The organism is Shewanella sp. NKUCC06_TVS (assembly GCF_019345515.1).
GTDB classification, from domain to species: domain Bacteria; phylum Pseudomonadota; class Gammaproteobacteria; order Enterobacterales; family Shewanellaceae; genus Shewanella; species Shewanella oncorhynchi.
Genome location: NZ_JAHKQX010000001.1, coordinates 18,779 through 38,230, shown reverse-complemented (window position 1 = coordinate 38,230; position 19,452 = coordinate 18,779). Strand labels below are relative to the sequence as shown.

Sequence of the window (19,452 nt, the reverse complement as noted above, 5' to 3'; positions counted from 1 at the left end):
ACCACTGCGTATTTCACCTTTGAAAAATTGACTGAGCCGTTTCGTTTCAATGAGGTTTGTATGAAGTTTTTTGGATTGATTGCCCTACTCGCCCTTAATGGCTTAATACTGGCCCCCAAAGCACAGGCCTTACAGCCCATTATCGTTTCCTACGCCGTTCAGCCAGTAAGCCATTTTAATCAACAACTACGTACCGCTCAGGCACAACATCAGCCTTGGTCGGAAGATCCCAATAAAATCAGCAGCCAATATGCAGGCAACAAATTTACCTTAGTGCGAACTCAAACCAATAAAGACGGCATTTTAACCTATCAAGTGAGCGAGCTTTCCAAGCAGCATCCACAGATGCTGTTGATTATCTCACTGAAACAAAACGCTAAACTTTGGCAGGTAAGTTCGGCCCAATTGGCATGGAAATGCAGTGGTGGGCAACACTTTGGCACCGACAGATGTAATATCGCCGAGCATGAGGCCAGCACAGCGCCTTAATCTTGTATTGTCAAAAGATTCAAAAACAAAGAGCGCCCTAAGGCGCTCTTTTTGTTCGTTTAAACTTACTGTAGCGTAAACCTAACTAAACCAACGTCACTATACCAAAGTCACTTTGGCAAACTTACGTTTACCGACTTGGAATACAGCAACAGTACCCGCTAACAAAGTCACACGGCTATCTTCTAGTTTTTCGCCGTCCATCTTTACCGCGCCTTGCTTGATCATCCGCATCGCTTCTGAAGTCGATGACACTAAGTCAGCGTCTTTCAACAGATTGGCAATCGCAATACCTTCACCCGCAGCTAACTCAATTTCTTCGATATCATCGGGGATCATGCCCTTAGAACGATCGACAAAGGCTTGATGCGCACTTTCGGCAGACGCTGCATCATGGAAACGTGTGATAATTTCCTTAGCTAAGGCGATTTTAATGTCACGTGGGTTAGACCCATTCGCCACATCTTGCTTAAACTGTTCAATTTCAGCCAGTGGGCGGAATGACAGTAGTTCAAAGTAGCGCCACATCAAGTCATCCGAAATTGACATCAGCTTGCCAAACATTTCGTTGGCAGGTTCGCTCACGCCAATATAGTTATGCGCCGATTTAGACATTTTCTTCACGCCGTCTAAACCTTCGAGCAGCGGCATCATGATCACAGCTTGTGGCTTTTGGCCTTCAGCTTTTTGCAGTTCACGGCCCATTAACAGGTTGAACTTTTGATCTGTACCACCCAGCTCAACATCGGCCTGTAGCGCAACTGAGTCATAGCCCTGAAGTAAAGGATACATAAACTCATGAATCGCAATAGACTGACCCGAAGCATAACGCTTCTTAAAGTCATCGCGCTCCATCATACGAGCCACAGTTTGCTTAGACGCGAGACGGATCATACCAGCGGCGCCCAATGGCTCTAACCAGCTTGAGTTGAATTCGATACGAGTCTTAGCAGGATCGAGGATCTTGTAAACCTGTTCTTTATAGGTTTCTGCGTTCGCTAAAACTTGTTCACGGGTGAGCGGCGGACGTGTGCTATTTTTACCACTTGGGTCCCCCACCATACCAGTAAAGTCACCAATCAAAAAAATGACTTCATGACCTAACTCTTGGAATAATCTTAATTTATTCAAGATTACTGTGTGTCCAAGATGGATATCCGGAGCGGTAGGGTCAGCGCCTAACTTAATACGGAGTGGACGTCCTTCTTTGAGTTTTTCCAGCAGATCCGCTTCGAGTAAAATCTCATCGGTACCACGTCTAATTTCTGCTAATACTTGGTCTAAATCAGCCATCTCGGCAGGGACTCCTAAGGCCATGATCATAAAATGAAGAGACTTATGTTACTTGTTAGCCACCACAATTGAAAGTGTGTACACTAACGGGATTATTTAAGTCTCTGGTTATTGGTATCGGCGTCAATGGGAAAGGTTATAACGTTATTTAAATTGTTGCCTAAAAAGCATCAAATTCTCCTTAGCATTCTTTCAGTTATCACAATGATAACCATGCTTCTACCTTCTGAAGAAGCGCAAGCTTCAAGACAAACCACTAGCATTGATGACCAAGCTCAAATCAACACCCGTTATGATGTGCCCTTAGCTTTTCGCTCGCCTGAACGCCCTGAGTTGCCAGAAGGTCAAACAGATAATGCTCCGACAACGGCTGAACCGTTATCCTCACCCGATGCGCTCGCTGCAGCTGGAGCTAATAATCAAGCAGCAGGATCCCACGAAAGCGCTCTACACAGAGATGTCGAACATTTTAACGTCAAAAATGGTGATACTTTAGCCGCGGTATTTGACCGCGCAGGCTTAACCAGCAAAGACGTTTATGAAATCACCCAGTTGCCTTTAGCCAAGCAAAATTTACTTAAGATAATGCCGGGCGAAGAAATTGTGATTTCAAAGGATGCAAACGGTAATTTGACTGAAGTGCGTTATCGAGTCGATGCTATTTCAACCCTAGTCATCACTAAAAGCCAAGAGCAATACAACGAAAAAATCTCAGAAAAGGATGTGGAAATTCGCAGCCATTTCACCAGTGCCAAAATTAAGAGCAATTTCTGGAATGCCGCCGTCGATGCAGGCATGTCTGCCAACCAGATATTACAATTATCGACCGTATTCGGCTGGGATATCGACTTCGCCTTAGACTTACGCGAAGGCGACAGCTTCGCCATTATTTACGAGCAAGAATATGCCGATGGTGAATTTTTGCGTAATGGCAATATCTTAGCTGCAGAATTTGTTAACCAAGATGAGCGCTATACTGCCATTCGCTATACCGACGGTAACTACTATTCCGAAAATGGCACTAGCATGCGTAAAGCCTTCCTGCGCTCACCGGTCGATTTTAAGTATGTCAGCTCCAACTTTAACCCAAGACGTTTGCACCCAGTGACAGGCCAAGTCAAAGCCCATCGCGGTGTAGACTATGTCGCAGCCATTGGCACGCCCATTAAAGCTGCGGGTAGTGGACGCGTTATTGAGTCTGGTTATAATCAATTCAACGGTAACTATGTGTTTATCAAACATAACGATACCTATACCACCAAATATCTACACCTCACAAAACGTAATGTCAGCAAAGGCGCCAACGTTAAGCAAGGACAAATTATTGGTACTTTAGGTAAAACAGGCCGTGTCACTGGGGCTCATTTACATTACGAATTTATCGTCAATGGCGTACACCGCAACCCGAGAACGATTACGCTACCGAAATCCGAATCAATTGCGAGAAAAGAAAAAAATCAATTCGATGCACTTAGCAAGCAATTGATGACTACACTTTCGCAAAACAAGCAAACGCAATTGGCAATGCAATAACGACGGATGGATTCCTCCCAATGAAAAACGCTTATTATATTGGACTTATGTCAGGCACCAGCATGGACGGTGTCGATGCGGTATTGGTCGACTTTTCAGGCGCGCAGCCGCAACTTATCGCCAGCCATACCGAAGCTATTCCGAGCCATTTGCTCAAAGGTCTACAGCGCCTGTGCTTACCCAGCTCAGATGAAATTAACCGCCTCGGCCGTTTAGATCGAAATGTGGGTCAGCTGTTTGCCTTAGCAGTCAATAATCTGATGGCTAAATGTGCTATTGCGAAAGAAGATGTCATCGCCATTGGTAGCCATGGTCAAACTGTGCGCCATATGCCAAACCTCGAAGTGGGTTTTACCTTACAAATAGGCGATCCTAATACTATTGCGACCGAAACAGGCATAGATGTCATTGCCGATTTTCGTCGCAAAGATATTGCCCTTGGTGGCCAAGGCGCGCCCTTAGTACCCGCATTCCACCAGCAAACCTTTGCCCAAGTCGGTAAAAAACGTGTCATCCTCAATATTGGTGGTATTGCCAATATCACCTATCTGCCGGGCAATAGCGAAGAAGTCTTAGGCTTTGATACAGGACCAGGCAACACCTTAATTGATGCCTGGATGCAACAGGTTAAAAGTGAGCCCTTCGATAAAAATGGCGAATGGGCTGCATCCGGAAAAACTGATCAAAGCTTATTAACTCAGCTGCTTTCGCATCCGTATTTCTCCCTTGCTTACCCTAAAAGCACCGGTCGCGAACTGTTTAACCAAGCTTGGTTAGAGCAGCAATTATCGCCCTTTAATCATTTAGATGAAGAAGATATTCAATCAACTTTATTGGATTTAACCTGCCACAGCATAGCCCAAGACATTATTAAACTATCCAATGAAGGGGAATTATTCGTCTGTGGTGGCGGTGCATTTAATGGTCAACTGATGCAGCGTCTTGCAGCCTTATTACCAGGTTATAAGCTGGATACTACCTCGGCCCTTGGCGTCGATCCTAAGTGGGCAGAAGGCATCGCCTTTGCCTGGCTCGCCATGCGCAATCACTTAGGTTTACCCGCTAATCTCCCTGCAGTAACAGGCGCCTCCCGCGAAGCCGTACTCGGCGGACGATTTAGCGCTAAGTAATCCACAAAACGCACGTTATTTAAGTAACTTGTGTTTAAGTAAGATGATATCACGCTGTGGGAATCCATCGAGCGTCATCACTAAGCGGTTTGCCTCCGGAATATACGTCATGGAGCCAAAACCGCTTAAGCTCGAACGTGGTACCCTCAGGAGTGGTGTCACCTGTTTACTGTTCGCCTCCCAATAATTCAATAACTGCTCGTTACCATTACTCGATTTAAAATAAACCCCGCTTGCCGTAAGCACCCAGTTATTACCCGCGCGAAACGCTTTAGTTGATATTAACTGCTCAACGTGCTCGGGATGCGCTAAATTAATCTGCCACAGTCCATTCTCACCATCACGGCTAAAGACCAATTCGGTGGCCGATTTTGCAAACCCCACCCCCATACTCAATGAACTAATCACCCTAGGTGCACGATTGTCTAAGTAAAACTCCGTAATGCCATCAGAGGTTGAGGCGAACACAGCAGTCCCCTGCCAATTCCAGCTTGGACGACCATGGTTGTGATAACTCGAGGCTAACGCGGTAATGTTTTTATTGGTTAAATCTAAAATAAAAATTCGATTGCCTTCATTTCGATCATCTGGAGCAATAAATGCGATTTTAGAACCATCGGGTGACCAGCGTGGATAGGCAACTCGTGATTTAAGCTGAGTATGTTGCTCAAGTTTTTTACCGTTGATGTCTGACGTCCAAATCTCGTTATAGCCTGTCTCGCTAGAGACAAACACTATCCGTTTCGCCTCGGGAGAGTAATCTGGATTACGGTGGCTGATGCTGGAATACAGCAGTGGAAACAAGCTCCCCGGTACAGTATCGCCGAGGGAAAAATAGGCCATCTGGAATTGGCGACGATATTGGTGATAAACCAGCTCTCCCTCTTCAGACACGCTACTGGGATAACTCATTCCTTCCACATCAAGTGGGCGAATACGCGCAGTGTCAATATCAATGGTAAAGCCATTGCGGCTGCCAGAATCTTCTGTCGCGAAGACTAACACCTGACTGTCGAGTGTCCAGCTTAAACCACGAATATCTTCTAACCCTTGTGTGAGGCGTTTTTCATGGGCACTAGCTAAGTCCCTAATAAAAATATCTTCCGAGATATTGCTAAAGCGCCTTGCTATCGCCAGCCAGCGTCCATCGGGGCTGTACGCTAAATCCCGATCTTCATAGTTACAGGGGGCATCGCAGGATAATCGTTCTGCTGTAGCTTCGTTTGATTTAAGAGATAAACGATAAATTCCGCCAATCTTATCTGACTCATGGGCAGAGATATAAGTAAGATATTGACCGTCGGGTGAAATATCTATCGCTGTCATATCCGAACTACAGGGTGCTAAAGCCAACATCTCATTGGTCGCTAAAATCAGCTGAGTGATGGTGCACTTTCCTGTGGCATGACTGCGGGATGCAAAAAATAATGCAGTATCATCTAGGCTCCAAACTGCGCGCAGCTCAGAGGACGTTGAAGGCGTTAACTGGCGAGCGGGAATATCTTCACGTTTAAAATCTTTAAGATAAAGGCTAGAGGTGGCTCCAGGTCGACTCGCTCCATATATTAGCCAACGTCTATCGTGAGATAGTCGGGGGTAACGTTCAGACCCAGGGTCTCGGGTGAGCACGGTAAGTTGAGTATCCGTCATCCTCTGTTTATCTTGGTACAAATGTACACTAATAAATACGCCTGAGACTAAAATAACGGCTCCCATTAGCATCGCCATCAAGCGCATACGCTGAGTCGTATGCAGCAATTTAGCCTCGGTAGTTTGTCGTTGCTCTTCACCGTCATCAAAGGTGTCGTAAATAGGCGGCAATAACAATCGATATCCGGTTTTACGCACGGTTTCAATCACACCGCTTTCCTGAGCGAAGGGGGATAATTGCTGCCGTAAATGCCAAATCGCGTTGGTGAGCGCCTTAGTTCCCACGTAGACGTTGCCCTCCCATACTTTATCAATCAGCTCATCGCGGGTAACCACATCAGGATAACGAAGGGCAAGATAGCTAAGAACTTCAATAAACTTGGGTTGAAGCGAGACTTTAGCGAATTCGTTTTGGTGAAGTTCATCGCCCGACGTTTGAAATGAAATTGAGTTATCAGAAGGATCAATACGACAACGCCCCAAACAAAAACTCAACTTACTCTTATCCTTCATATTTTCTCACACCCTTGTTATTCATTTTATGGTTACGGTAATGAGTACATCATGTCGCTAAATACTACCTAAGACTTAACAAGGTTGGCAATCTAATGATTTAAAGTAATTATTTAAAATTCAAAATATTAGCTTGTTAAAAATCTAAAAAAGAGATTTAAACAATATAGAATCGAGCCAGGAAAGATTGCGACTAAGCAACAGATTGATTACAACTGCATGACCAATAAAAACATAAGAGTCAAAGCCTTACTCCTGCCGATCATTTATGTAGCAGGGGATATGCCCTTTGTAGGAACCCATATATGCTTCGTTTAGCCTTGATTTGCATCTGGATGATGCTCTGCCCTATTTTTACGCCAAAAACCTTAGCGCAGGACTACCAAAAACCTTCCCCAGCATTGCAGCAAACCATTACCCACAGTACCAGCCTCACGACTCGACTCTCAAACGATAACCAATGGCTGGCATTGCTCAGTCCCATTTCGGCCCCTAGCATTGCTACCCTTGCTATGCCAGAGCACAAACTGGCGGGGCTACGTATCGCAGCAGAGCAATTTTTACCGAGCCGTATTACCCAGCGTTATCATCAGCTCACGCTTATCAATATCAAAGACAACGGGCACCGAGTCATCACCTTGCCAGGTGGATATGATATTACTGAACTTAGGTTTTCTCCCGATAGCCGTAATCTCTCTTACGTAAGTTTAACGCCCGAGGGCGGCTATTTATGTGTTTATAATATCGCTAAAGATCGTCATCAACAGCTGTCAAATGAGCGTTTAAACGGCACTATTAGTCTTGATTATCAATGGGCTAATAATAAAACTCTGCTTGCTCGCTTTGTAATAGCGCAAGACATAAGCGCAAGTCAGCCCCACGTTTCCATCAGCCCGAAAACCAAGGAAACATCAGGCAAAAATAGTCCGCAGCGCACCTATCAAGACTTACTGAAAACCTCGGCAGATAAGCAGTTATTTAGCAGCCTGACTACCAGTCAACTTGCGCTAGTAGATTTAGAAGGCAAACTCACGAAAATCGGGGCGCCGGGGATTATTGAAGATTTCTCGGTGTCTCCCGATGGCCAGTATATTTTGAGCCGCCAAATCACAACGCCCTTCTCAACTCAGGTAAAGTATGATGATTTTCCAACTTTAACAGAGATTTATAACCTTAATGGCCAACTGATTACCCTGTTACACCAGAGCCAAGGAGGGGAATCTCGACCACAGGGAAAAGATTCAGTCCTGCCTGGTCCGCGTATGTTGCATTGGGTACAAGGTCAAGCGGCAACCTTAGCGTTTACCAAAGCCCTAGATCAGGGAGATAGCCAGCGAGATGCGCCACTGCGTGATAGCCTTTGGCTACTCGACGCCCCCTTTACTCAACAAGCCACTCGCGTTGCACAAACCCAGTGGAGGATTACAGATATTGACTGGGCTGAAAACCACTTAACCTTAATCACTGAGCGTAATAGTAAAGCTCAACAGATCAGACTCAGCAGTCTAAACACCCGTCTTGGGGAAAGCTCACTGCATACCTTAAACGAGCGTAATCTGCGCGATAAGTACCAAGACCTAGGACTCTTTGCAAAACACTATTATCCAGGAAAAGGACAAGTCGTTAGTTTGCAACAAGGGGCTAAAACCACAGGACTAATTCACTATGGTCAAGGTGCCACCCCACAGGGAGACAAGCCTTTTTTAAAGCGCACTTCACTCATAACAACTGAGTCATCACTACTATGGCAATCCGCATCCAACAGATTAGAATCAGTGCGTTATGTGTTAAATCTTGACCCATTACAACTCATCATCAATCGTGAAAGCCCAACAGCCCCCCCTAGCCTTGTCCTACTCAATGGCACCAAAGAAAGCGTACTTTACGAGCAACCCGATGGACTGAGTTCTTATCTGGGCATGCAAAAACAGCTTATAACCTTCAAAAGAGCAGATGGTGTACCTCTTTCAGGGACGCTGTACCTACCCGCCAATTACACCAAGGAACAAGGAACCTTACCCGTATTGATGTGGGCTTACCCGCGGGAATTTAACGATCCCGAGGTTGCCGGCCAAATTAGCTTTAGCGCCAATAAATATCCCACCATCAGCCCAAGGGGCCCAATACCTTTGGTCGCTGAAGGCTTTGCGGTGTTTGATAAAGTCTCAATGCCTATCATTGCCCAAGGGGATAAAGAGCCTAATGACACCTTTCGGGAGCAATTGACGGCCAACGCACAAGCCGCTATCGATACCTTAGTCGATTTAGGTATTGCTGATCGCAAGCAAATTGCCGTTGGCGGGCATTCCTATGGTGCCTTTATGGTCGCCAACTTACTGGCGCATACGGATTTATTCTATGCAGGTATCGCCCGTAGCGGAGCTTATAATCGCAGCCTAACGCCATTTGGTTTTCAAAATGAAGAACGCACCTACTGGCAAGCCAATGATATTTACCAACAAATGTCGCCATTTAATTATGCGGATAAGATCAAATCGCCTTTGCTGCTTATTCATGGCGAAATGGACCAAAACTCGGGCACTTTCCCGCTGCAATCTGAGCGTCTGTTTGATGCGATTCAAGGATTGGGAGGGAAAGCGAGATTAGTTATCTTAGCATTTGAAGGGCACAGTTATACGGCTAAGGAATCCCTAGAACATCTACTGTTTGAACAAAGCCAGTTCTTAAAGGCGAATTTACCCTCCAAGTAACTTGTCATTCAATGCTGTAATGAATCGATAAGTTCGCATTAACGCTTAACATATTGTCAAGATAGCTCCCAACGATACCCTGGCGGCATACATACTCGCCGCTAAGGGTAATATCAGTTCATACCATCAAGCCTGTAAAAACATTAGCTTAAAGTGTATTGTTGAACCTACACCATTTTGCCCCCAGCCCCAACTTAACTGACCAGCCGAACTCGCTTAGCTAAAACTTTTGCGTAAACTCCCCGTTAAAACCGCTTAACTATCTGATGGAACCATAGCCAACAACTGTTCCTTTCTTGCTTAAGCCATTTAATTGCCAATAAAAAAACCGCATGCAGGGAGCCACATGCGGTTTAACCAACTTAAGTTAACTGACCTTTAGAACTTAAGCTCTGCACCTAGGTAGGCATAACGCCCTACACCACCGCCGTAGGCACTGCTGTAGTTACCATTACCGGTTTCAATTAAGTCGCCACCATCAGCTACCCAAGGACCTTGATTGTCGAAAATATTGCGTAAACCGCCATATAAACGTAATTCAGCCTGACTCACGTCCATGGTGTAAGACACTGACAAATCATGAGTGATATACGAGCCATAGAACAGGAAGGCTGGTGTTTCAGGATTCGCCACAGCGCTTACATCACCGGCATCGAGTTTAGTTTGGTTCAGTGCTTGCAGGGTGTTCCATTCTTCGACTCTGTCGTGACTATCGACCATAGCGCTCTTATACTTCGCGCTCCAACGCACACGCCAATCATCGTTACTCCAAGTTAATGAAAGCGTGCCTCTGTCTTCAAAAATCCCACTGGCAAGCTCACCAACATAATCCTCTTCCACTATACCATCAGCACCGTAGTAACTTGAGCTGTATTCCAACACATGGGTCCAGTTAGTGTTTAAGCTCAGTTCACCGTAATCAGCCAGTTCCCACTCGTAGGCCATTGCGAAGTCGATACCACGAGTAACTATGTCATTCAGGTTCAGTTCCTGCTGAATAATCTGGGTGATTTGGCCCTCGGTATCGCGCGTGATAGCCTGACAGTACTCATTATCGGCTCCATAGGGATTACTCGAGTTATAACACTCAGCCAGAATATCCTCGTTACTTAATGAACCAATAGCATCAGCGACTTTGATATCGTAGTAATCAACCGCCAGATTAAAGCCTTCAAGGAAGGCTGGCGCCATGGTAAAGCCTAAGGTGTAGGTATCCGCCGTTTCTTCGGTCAGGTTTTCATTACCTGCGTTAGGAGAATACTTAGAGCCCGTTTCCGCCTTAAAGGTGCCAGTACTCGCAATGGCAGCAGCAATCCCAGGATCGAGACGACAACTATCATGTCCAGCGCCTGTTGAGGTTGCCGTTACACCATTACAAATATCGCGAATACTGTCGTAATCACCACGGGGTGGAGAGATAAGCTCAGTGATATTCGGCGCACGTTGTGAACGAGAGTAGTTGGCACGTAAAGCATAGTTTGCAATGGGTTCCCACAGTATGCCTGTACGGTAGCTCGACATTAAATCAATGTTTTTCTGACTGTAATCCGCAAGACGCAAGGACACATCCACATCAAGCTTATTGGCGAAATCCATATCCCTTAACAGTGGCAGATTCGCCTCACCAAAGGCTTCCCATACTGTGACATTACCTTCAAAGGGAGGAACATCGTTAAAGGTAATCGCATCGCCACGCATCGCCTTATCGGTATCGACAGCTTGAGTATCACGGCGATACTCCATCCCGAATGCCGATTGCACACCACCTGCGGGTAGCTCAAACAACTCGCCAGAAATATACCCTAACGCATTGAATTGAGTTATATCGGTATTGATATAGGGATTAGCGCGAATATAGTCAGCCCCTTCCTTGCTGATAGAGCCTTCACCAAAAATATTGACGGGCACACAGCCTTCAGCTCTGGCTGCTTCACTGGCACATTGAATAGTGACACCATCAGCGGCATATACAGCATTCAAAGCATTTCTTAAACGACGAATGCTGATCTCATTGCTACGGCGTTGACGCTGCTCGAACTGGCCGTAACCTACTGACGCATCCCAAGTCCAAGTTTCAAACAAATCCCCCTGTAAACCCGCCCAAGTACGAAGCGTGGTACGCTCGTTATCACTTTCAACAGGCCCAACTTCTTCGAAACGACGATCCCAGGTAATACTCTTACCCCCTCCTGTCGCTGCAATTTCAGCTGGTATATAAGGGTTATTGGCTAAAATACTACCCGCATCAATCATCCCTGGTAACCCAGTGATTGGATCGATATACAGCTCAGCATCGTTATAGTCTTGACCTTCTGCGTCGGTACGGCGAAACGCGGTATTACGGCTGAATTGTACTTGTACATTGGCGCGCACATCTTCACTAAGGTCATAGTTCATTTTGACCGCTGCGGCTAAAGTATCCTCTGGTACCTTTAGCAGACCAGTGGTATAGCCGTTATAACCATCACGCTCTTCTTTAAAGTCAGTTTTAAGTTCTGTACCATCGTACCACCAAGCATTCGACTTAAAGCGGCCGCCGACGATGTCATTGCTGCGCTCACGCCAATCGTCCCGCGTAATATCCCGCATACATTGATAGCCATCAACGGTATTCATGGTGTTACACATTTGCTTTTCATCGTAAGCAAAGCTCGACTCATACAGGGCTCGTTCCCTGTCAGTGGCGAATAATCCATGCTGTTTGTCATAGGTGGCACTTGCGTAAATATAACCCTTATCACTATTGAAATCAGCTCCATAACCCACATCTACTGTGGTTTCACGGCCACCACCTTCAGTCGTTTCACCACCACGGGCATTAATCTCAAACCCAGTCTTGTTTTGCTGGGTGATAATATTGACCACACCTGCAATCGCATCCGAACCATACACAGCTGACGCACCACCGGTGATGATTTCGACCTTATCGACCATGGCCGCAGGAATAGTGCTTAAACTGACATAGTTGCCACTGTAACTGTTAGAAACAACACGACGACCATCAATAAGCGTTAAGGTACGATCTGTGCCTAAGTTCCGTAGATCAATGGTTGATAAGCCGGTATTTTGCACACTCGATTGGCTATTGGTGCTGCTAACCCCTTCAGCCAATGCCGGAATTTGATCAACTAAAATATCCGCCAATGAGCCGATACCACTATCTGCAATATCCTTTGCGTCAAGGCCCTGTAAAGGCGTACTTAAGGAAAAACTATCTCGCTTAATACGCGAACCCGTTACGGTGACTTTTTCTATACCGTCGTTCTTATCCGCGCCTTCAACCTCAACTCGAGCTGCATTTTCGTTAACTGTATTCACTTCTATAGGATCGGCAGCCCAAGCTACCGAAGGAACAATACCAAACATCGATACTTGTATTGCTAAGGTCAATAGTTTCTTCTTCATCCTTCCCACCTTCACTTTTAGACATCGCAAACCATTTTTGTTGTTATGTAGAGCGGTTACTTAAATTAGCCCAATGCCTTAGCCTGCGATTTTCATCTCCTAGGTTTTTGGATTAACCATGGGTTAGCAACACCGCAAACACATGATTAACATTTAAGCAACCTTGTTCTTTTACTTTGCTTAGTGAAGAGCAGCAACGAAATGACCCTCGTTTATTTCCCCGTTTTATATCTATTAAATATCTATTCTTTTATTTTCAAATAATTAAAGAATAAAAAGACAATAAATCGATTATGAAATGCTTAGAAACTGATAGTGCCTAACTCAAAAATAAACGCCTTTTCACAACGAAACTCCAAGCGAGTAAGAGGATAAGCTTGAAGCCTCACCTAAAAACGGAGCAAATTGTCCCTATAAAGCATTATCAAAAATGCACAATATAAAAAGCCATCTATGCTTGATCACAGTTGTGCCATGTAAACGAACTAAAGTGATTGTTAACTAAGCAGTAAAAACACAACACTCTGATTGTGATGGCCAGCTTTGGCATGAACAATCTGGGCGTGCAAAACTTCAATTAAGGGAATGGTTATTTATCTAGCTAAACTTAACCAGCGAGATAAACAAGGGTTTATGTAATGGCGTCAAAAAGCCACACAGACATAAATCGACTAAATAGGAAATCAAACAATGAACATGTCACAAAAAATGGCGGCAGAATTTCTTGGCACCTTGTGGTTAGTCCTTGGAGGTTGTGGCAGTGCGGTACTTGCCGCTGCATTTCCCGAGGTGGGCATAGGCTTACTCGGCGTCGCTTTAGCTTTTGGATTAACCGTATTAACCATGGCCTTTGCGATTGGCCATATTTCAGGTTGTCATCTCAACCCTGCAGTGTCATTCGGCCTTTGGGCTGGGGGACGTTTTCCGGCAGCAGAATTATTGCCCTATATCGTAGCCCAAGTCGCGGGTGGAATTGTTGGCGCAGGCATCTTGTATCTCATCGCTTCAGGACAAGAGGGATTTTCACTCGCGGGCGGATTTGCCTCTAACGGTTTTGGTGAGCACTCACCGGGTGGCTATAGCATGCTGTCGGTGATGATTTGTGAAATCGTTATGACACTGTTCTTCTTGATTATTATTTTAGGCGCCACCGATGAGCGAGCGCCTAAGGGATTTGCCCCAATTGCCATAGGGTTAGGTTTAACCCTAATTCACCTTATTAGTATTCCTGTGTCCAATACTTCGGTGAACCCAGCGCGTAGCACAGGCCCTGCACTGTTTGTCGGTGACTGGGCGGTATCACAACTCTGGTTGTTCTGGGTAGCACCGATTGTCGGCGCCATTTTGGCGGGCTTTATCTATCGTTACTTCCGCTCGGTAGAATAAAAGCCGAAGATCTAACACAACAGCGCTCTCTTGGCGCTGTTGTTCTTTTTCTAATCCCGCTCTAATGTTACCATTTAGCCAACTGGCGAATTTTGCTGTGCCCTAGGTTTTTACATTAGAGACACAACAGGCTTCGCCCTATCCAAGCAAAAGAGATATTTTTCATGAGCAAGACTGTTAAAAACCTCGCTGAGACAGCAGCAATGACGCCAGAAGCCCGTTACGATTACCTCGTTGAACAAGTTAAAGAACACAAAATACTTTGGACATTACAAGACCAAGACGGTTGCGTGATGTTAACCACTGAAGAAGAAGATTGCATCCCAATGTGGCCAACCGAAGAAGCCGCTGATTCTTGGGCTGTGGATGAATGGACTGATTGCCAAACGTTAGCGATTCCACTCGATGAATTTCACGAAAGATGGGTGCCAGGCATGGAAGATGACGACCTCTTTGTCGCCGTATTCCCTGTATTAGATGATTTAGGTGTGGTAATCCCGCCTTATGAGTTAGATCAAAGATTAGCGCCTAAGCAAAGCCACTAATCACTATCGCTAAACGAGAATGCCTATGAGCGAGCAAAAATCGGCGATACCGACACCAGAGGCAAGTACAGCCCTGAGTCAGCACTTTCCGAAACGACTCATTGCCCTATTGCTAGTGTATGTTGTTGCGTCAGTGAGTGGCTTAATCGCTAAACAAGGGGTGTTATTTTGTCTGCTAACCCTCCTGATGGTGATTGCCATTATCGGTCGGCAAAAAGCAGGGCTTATCATGCTGCGCGGCTACACAGTCGTGCAGCTTGGATTGATTAGCATGCTGCCAGTGATCATGTACGATCCGGGCAACTTAGTGGTAGGTCCAACGACAGTGTACCTAGGTGAATGGCAGGGAAAACTGCCTGACTATGTGATTTTTATCGCTTTGATCGTCTTGTCATTACTGCAAGTTTGGATAGCCTTTGATAAAAAGGTAAAGGCATGGTTTAAGCCTAAGCTTAACCTGAACATCATGAGCTAAGCTCTTGTAGAAAATAAATTTAGCCCAACAAAAAGCCGTCATTGCGACGGCTTTTTTGATCTCACTCCACGCCTAATAAAGATGCAAAGTTAGTCATCATTAAACAGAAAAACTTTTTACACAGAGAAACTGGCACCACAGCCACAAGTTGTGGTTGCGTTAGGGTTTTTCACGAAGAAGCGAGAACCTTCCAGTCCTGAAGTGTAATCCACTTCACCACCGACCAAATATTGTAGGCTCATAGGATCGACAACCAAGAGAACGCCTTGTTTTTCTATCGTAAAATCGCCGTCATTGACCTTTTCATCAAAGGTAAAGCCGTACTGAAATCCAGAACAACCACCACCAGTCACATAGACTCGTAGCTTAAGTGCAGGATTTTGCTCTTCTTCCAGCAAACCTTTCACCTTGGCGGCTGCCGCATCGGTAAATTGGATTGGCATTGCTGTATCAGCTTGATCAGTCATTACTACCTCTTACATCAGTTTTCTGGGGCAAATTATCCTTTACCTGACTGTTTTGTTCAAGTATTACCCGTGGTTCTTTTTCACCCTGTAATAACTCAGGGGCACTATAGACATGTTCGGTCTGCGAATTCTTAGTCCAGCGGCTCGAAGGCACCAGCACTTTGACTTTCACTTGTTGTAAATTAAAGCCAGCAGGAACAGTGACCTTGGTATCTATGACTTGAAAATAGCGAAAATCAAATTCCAACTTAGAACCCGTGAGTTTGTTCACACTCAAGCTAACAGATTTGCCATCTTGCACACCAATGAGCGTCAATTCTGTTCGGCCTTGAATAGCTTGCTTACGCTTTTGCAACTGAGTCAACACCAACTTGAGATGATATTCATCGGCCAAAGCGCCCGGCGTCATTTCAAGTCCGTGAATAGCGACGCCTTCAGCATTATCATCCGGGGTCATAATGCTGCGGTAAAACGCCAGCTCATGCTCCAATTCTTTTTGCTTTTTCATTTGCTGGCCAAACATTTCTTGCATTTGGGTATTAGCCTCTCGCTCGACGGACAGCTCTAAATTTCGGGTTGCAAGTAGTTGGGTCTGTGCCTCTAACTCAGCGGTCAAGCGTTGAGTCTTGCTGCTGATATGCTTAACAACAGGCTCATCGCTGCTTAATAGCAGAAAACTTATCCAAGCCCCAAAAAGAATAGAAACTAACACTAAAAGCGATAAATATACTGAAGATGGACGATACTTGAGATCCATCACTTGCAGCCGATCTAGCCAACGATGATAATTTGGCATTAGGTAACAGCCCCTTATATAAAATACAATCAACTCAAGAACGAGTTCGATACAATACAACTCAGGCCAATGTAGTGCAATTAACGATAAATAAAGTCGCTATCCAACATGCCATAGTCACAGCCAAAAAGTATTTAACCAATGAGCTACGTGACCATTTATCTCAAGCCCGCATCAGTGCACAGCTGTGCATACTGGCACTGTTATTTGCTATTTTTGCATCCTGTGTGATCTTACTGTTTCGACTCTTGCTCGTTTGGGCTAATCATTACACCCAAATACAGGCGCTGGATTTTACGGGGAACGTCGCCGACTGGCGAGCCCTGTTACCCCTTTTAGGCGCAATATTAATTTGGATAGTGGCGAAGTTGGGCTCCAAACGCTACAAACGTATGGGAATAGCCTATGTGTTACATAGAGTTAAACTGCATTATGGTAAAATCCCCCTACAATCCGCCGCTGGGCAATTTTTTCAAGCACTCTTTGCCCTAGGCACAAATTTCTCAGTCGGCCGTGAAGGTCCTGCCATTCATCTGGGTGCTGTCAGCGCCAGTTTTCTCGCTGAAAAATTCAATCTTCCCGATAATAGCGTACGCATCATGTGTGCCAGTGGCATTGCAGCAGGGATTGCCGCAACGTTTAACGCGCCCTTGGCGGCGGTGATTTTTGTACTCGAAGTGATAGTACGTGAATATAAAATCCATTACTTTTTCCCGATTATGCTATCAGCAATTTGTGGCGCAGTTTCAAGCCAACTGGTGTTTGGTAATGTGCACGAATTTGACCGTATTCAAGTGATCCACATTCCCTTAGACCATTACCCTATTCTCGCCATTGGCGGCGTGGTATTAGGCTGCGCCGCGGCACTATTTAATTACTCGCTATTAAAAGTCACCGCGACGGGTCAAAACTGGCCACTCATTTACCGACTATTACTGGCGGGCAGCGTCACCACCTTAATAGGTCTAGTATTGCCACAAGCCCTTGGTACTGGCGATCTCGCCATTAGTGAAGCTATTAGCCAACATCCGAGCCTATTGCTGTTAATCGCCCTGTTATTTGCCAAAACCATCGCCACTATTGCGGCGATTGGCTTAGGTATACCCGGTGGTTTGATTGGTCCACTTTATGGTATCGGCGCGCTGCTCGGGGCGATTTTGGCGCTCATCAGTGCCATCTTATTCCCGTCCATCGCCCCTTATGTAGGGCTTTACACTGTAATCGGCATGACAGCCATGATGGGCGTGTGTTTAAGCGCGCCGCTGGCCGCCTTAGTCGCCCTGTTAGAAATGACTAATGACGCCAGCATTATTTTACCGGCAATGTTTGTAACAATTCCGGCTTTTTTAATTGCTTATCAGGGTTTTAAGACCGACTCCATTTTCTTTAAGCAATTAGAAATTATGGGACTAGGTTATAAGGTCGCCCCCGTGAATTTAGCACTGCAGAAAAAAGGCGTACGAGCCTTAATGGATAAACGCTTTGTTATCGTCAATAACAACGATGAATTGTTACTCGAAGTGCTAAAACGCGCCGAAGGTCGCCCTGTGCTAGTCCGCAATGCCGATGGCATTATCGAAATGCTTAGTCTTGAAATGCAATCCTATGATGACAGTACCACGCTATCACGCAATCCCATGCAAGGGCTAAGCGACAGCACCACCCTCAATGAAGTCTATTCACTATTGTCGCCCAAACGCTGCGGTGAGGTGTTTATCTATCAAGATACACCAGACAATGTGGTTGGGGTGATCAGTTGGTCGAACCTACAACAGGAGATTCGTTCAGGCCAAGCCTAATATCGCTTCAAAATCTAGCCGCTATTCAATACCTAATTTTGATTCAAACCTGAGACGGCAGATTAAAAGCTTTGGGCTTCATCGCAAAAATCTAACACAGTGGCAATGTGGCTATTTCGTTGCCCCAGTGCTTCTGCTACAATCGCGCCTCAGCCACCCTACATAACATCAGGGCAGATAAGCGCGATACCGCTGCTTAAAATGCCCCCCTAGCAAATTGGAAAACAGGCTGATGAATCAGTTCGAAGGATCCCATATCCTCTCCGTAAACCAGTTAGATCTTGACTCAATCCAAACTATTTTTAATGTCGCTAGCCGCATGATGCCCTATGCACTTCGAGAGAAGCGCAATAATGTGCTCGATGGCGCCATTTTAGGTAACCTGTTTTTCGAACCCAGTACCCGTACCCGCGTGAGTTTTGGTTGTGCCTTTAACTTGCTCGGCGGCCATGTACGTGAAACCACAGGCATGGCTTCATCGTCTTTATCTAAAGGTGAATCCCTTTACGATACGGCGCGGGTGTTATCCACCTATTCTGATGTCATTGCCATGCGCCATCCAGACTCTTACTCGGTAAAAGAGTTTGCAGAAGGCAGCCGCGTCCCAGTGATCAACGGCGGCGATGGTTCGAACGAGCATCCGACCCAAGCCTTGCTCGACTTATACACTATCCAAAAAGAACTCAAGTGTGCTGGCCGTGGTATCGATGGCATGCACATCGCTATGGTCGGCGACTTAAAATTTGGCCGTACTGTGCATTCTCTGTCGCGCTTACTCTGCATGTATAAGAACATCAGTTTCACACTGATTTCACCTGCTGAATTAGCTATGCCTGATTATGTGATCTCCGACATTGAAAATGCTGGCCATAGCATCAAAATAACCGACCAACTTGAAGGCCATTTAGATCAAGCAGATATTTTGTATCTCACTCGCATTCAAGAAGAACGCTTCCCTTCACAGGAAGAAGCAAATAAGTATCGCGGCAAGTTCCGCTTAAATCGCAGTATTTACACTCAGCATTGCAAATCTAACACTGTCATTATGCATCCGCTTCCAAGGGATTCACGCGCGCAAGCCAATGAGTTAGATAATGATTTGAACAGCCATCCCAATCTCGCCATCTTCAGACAGGCAGATAATGGGCTGTTAATTCGCATGGCTTTGTTTGCATTGACACTCGGCGTTGATAATCAACTCGAAAAATATGAGTGTCCGGTTAATTGGTATTCACGTAAAGCCGATCGCTAATTGGCTAC

The 19,452-nt window shown here is 45.5% G+C and carries 14 protein-coding genes; 9 read left to right on the top strand and 5 right to left on the bottom strand.

The genetic code is table 11. From position 1 onward, the window contains the following. Positions 1–60 precede the first annotated feature (60 nt). Entirely contained in the window at positions 61–489 is a 429-nt protein-coding gene (locus tag KO531_RS00155) for a hypothetical protein (RefSeq protein ID WP_113940677.1), read from the top strand. Between the two features lie 99 nt (positions 490–588). Here the strand turns inward: KO531_RS00155 and tyrS are convergent, their stop codons facing one another. Further along, positions 589–1,782: a tyrosine--tRNA ligase gene (tyrS, locus tag KO531_RS00150; protein WP_219250080.1), complete on the bottom strand. Its 1,194-nt coding sequence runs from the start codon at positions 1,780–1,782 to the stop codon at positions 589–591. Between the two features lie 126 nt (positions 1,783–1,908). Between tyrS and KO531_RS00145 the strand changes: the two genes are divergently transcribed. Together KO531_RS00145 and KO531_RS00140 are read left to right on the top strand one after the other, a co-directional pair. Then, positions 1,909–3,315: a peptidoglycan DD-metalloendopeptidase family protein gene (locus KO531_RS00145; protein ID WP_219250079.1), complete on the top strand. Its 1,407-nt coding sequence runs from the start codon at positions 1,909–1,911 to the stop codon at positions 3,313–3,315. Positions 3,316–3,335: 20 nt separating this feature from the next. Then, positions 3,336–4,445, top strand: a complete 1,110-nt coding sequence (locus KO531_RS00140; protein ID WP_028760851.1) for an anhydro-N-acetylmuramic acid kinase — start codon at positions 3,336–3,338, stop codon at positions 4,443–4,445. A 15-nt stretch (positions 4,446–4,460) separates the two neighbouring features. On the opposite strand, the gene KO531_RS00135 is transcribed toward KO531_RS00140, so the two are convergent. Next, positions 4,461–6,608 (bottom strand): winged helix-turn-helix domain-containing protein, encoded by a 2,148-nt coding sequence (locus KO531_RS00135; protein ID WP_219250078.1) that lies wholly within the window; start codon positions 6,606–6,608, stop codon positions 4,461–4,463. A gap of 305 nt (positions 6,609–6,913) precedes the next feature. On the opposite strand from KO531_RS00135, the gene KO531_RS00130 reads away from it, so the two are divergent. Then, positions 6,914–9,319, top strand: coding sequence for a prolyl oligopeptidase family serine peptidase (locus KO531_RS00130; RefSeq protein WP_219250077.1), 2,406 nt, complete (start codon positions 6,914–6,916; stop codon positions 9,317–9,319). Between the two features lie 378 nt (positions 9,320–9,697). Here KO531_RS00130 and KO531_RS00125 read toward each other — a convergent pair whose 3' ends face one another. Beyond that, complete coding sequence (locus KO531_RS00125) at positions 9,698–12,724, bottom strand: TonB-dependent receptor (RefSeq protein ID WP_219250076.1); 3,027 nt, start codon at positions 12,722–12,724, stop codon at positions 9,698–9,700. A gap of 690 nt (positions 12,725–13,414) precedes the next feature. On the opposite strand from KO531_RS00125, the gene aqpZ reads away from it, so the two are divergent. The 3 genes from aqpZ (at position 13,415) to KO531_RS00110 (ending at position 15,130) form a co-directional block, all read left to right on the top strand. Further along, positions 13,415–14,110, top strand: coding sequence for an aquaporin Z (aqpZ, locus tag KO531_RS00120; RefSeq protein ID WP_168823454.1), 696 nt, complete (start codon positions 13,415–13,417; stop codon positions 14,108–14,110). A 164-nt stretch (positions 14,111–14,274) separates the two neighbouring features. Next, positions 14,275–14,655, top strand: coding sequence for a DUF2750 domain-containing protein (locus KO531_RS00115; protein ID WP_219250075.1), 381 nt, complete (start codon positions 14,275–14,277; stop codon positions 14,653–14,655). Positions 14,656–14,680: 25 nt separating this feature from the next. Then, complete coding sequence (locus tag KO531_RS00110; protein WP_168823456.1) at positions 14,681–15,130, top strand: hypothetical protein; 450 nt, start codon at positions 14,681–14,683, stop codon at positions 15,128–15,130. Positions 15,131–15,246: 116 nt separating this feature from the next. On the opposite strand, the gene erpA is transcribed toward KO531_RS00110, so the two are convergent. Both erpA and KO531_RS00100 read right to left on the bottom strand, forming a co-directional pair. Continuing rightward, complete coding sequence (gene erpA, locus KO531_RS00105) at positions 15,247–15,597, bottom strand: iron-sulfur cluster insertion protein ErpA (protein ID WP_006080742.1); 351 nt, start codon at positions 15,595–15,597, stop codon at positions 15,247–15,249. Further along, on the bottom strand, positions 15,590–16,393 hold the full coding sequence (locus KO531_RS00100) for a DUF6776 family protein (protein WP_105249880.1): 804 nt from the start codon (positions 16,391–16,393) through the stop codon (positions 15,590–15,592). The genes erpA and KO531_RS00100 overlap by 8 nt, the downstream gene beginning before the upstream one ends. A gap of 74 nt (positions 16,394–16,467) precedes the next feature. Here KO531_RS00100 and KO531_RS00095 point away from each other — a divergent pair, with 74 nt between their 5' ends. Then, positions 16,468–18,192, top strand: a complete 1,725-nt coding sequence (locus KO531_RS00095; protein ID WP_219250074.1) for a chloride channel protein — start codon at positions 16,468–16,470, stop codon at positions 18,190–18,192. Positions 18,193–18,424: 232 nt separating this feature from the next. Continuing rightward, on the top strand, positions 18,425–19,444 hold the full coding sequence (locus KO531_RS00090; protein WP_105249881.1) for an aspartate carbamoyltransferase: 1,020 nt from the start codon (positions 18,425–18,427) through the stop codon (positions 19,442–19,444). Positions 19,445–19,452 lie beyond the last annotated feature (8 nt).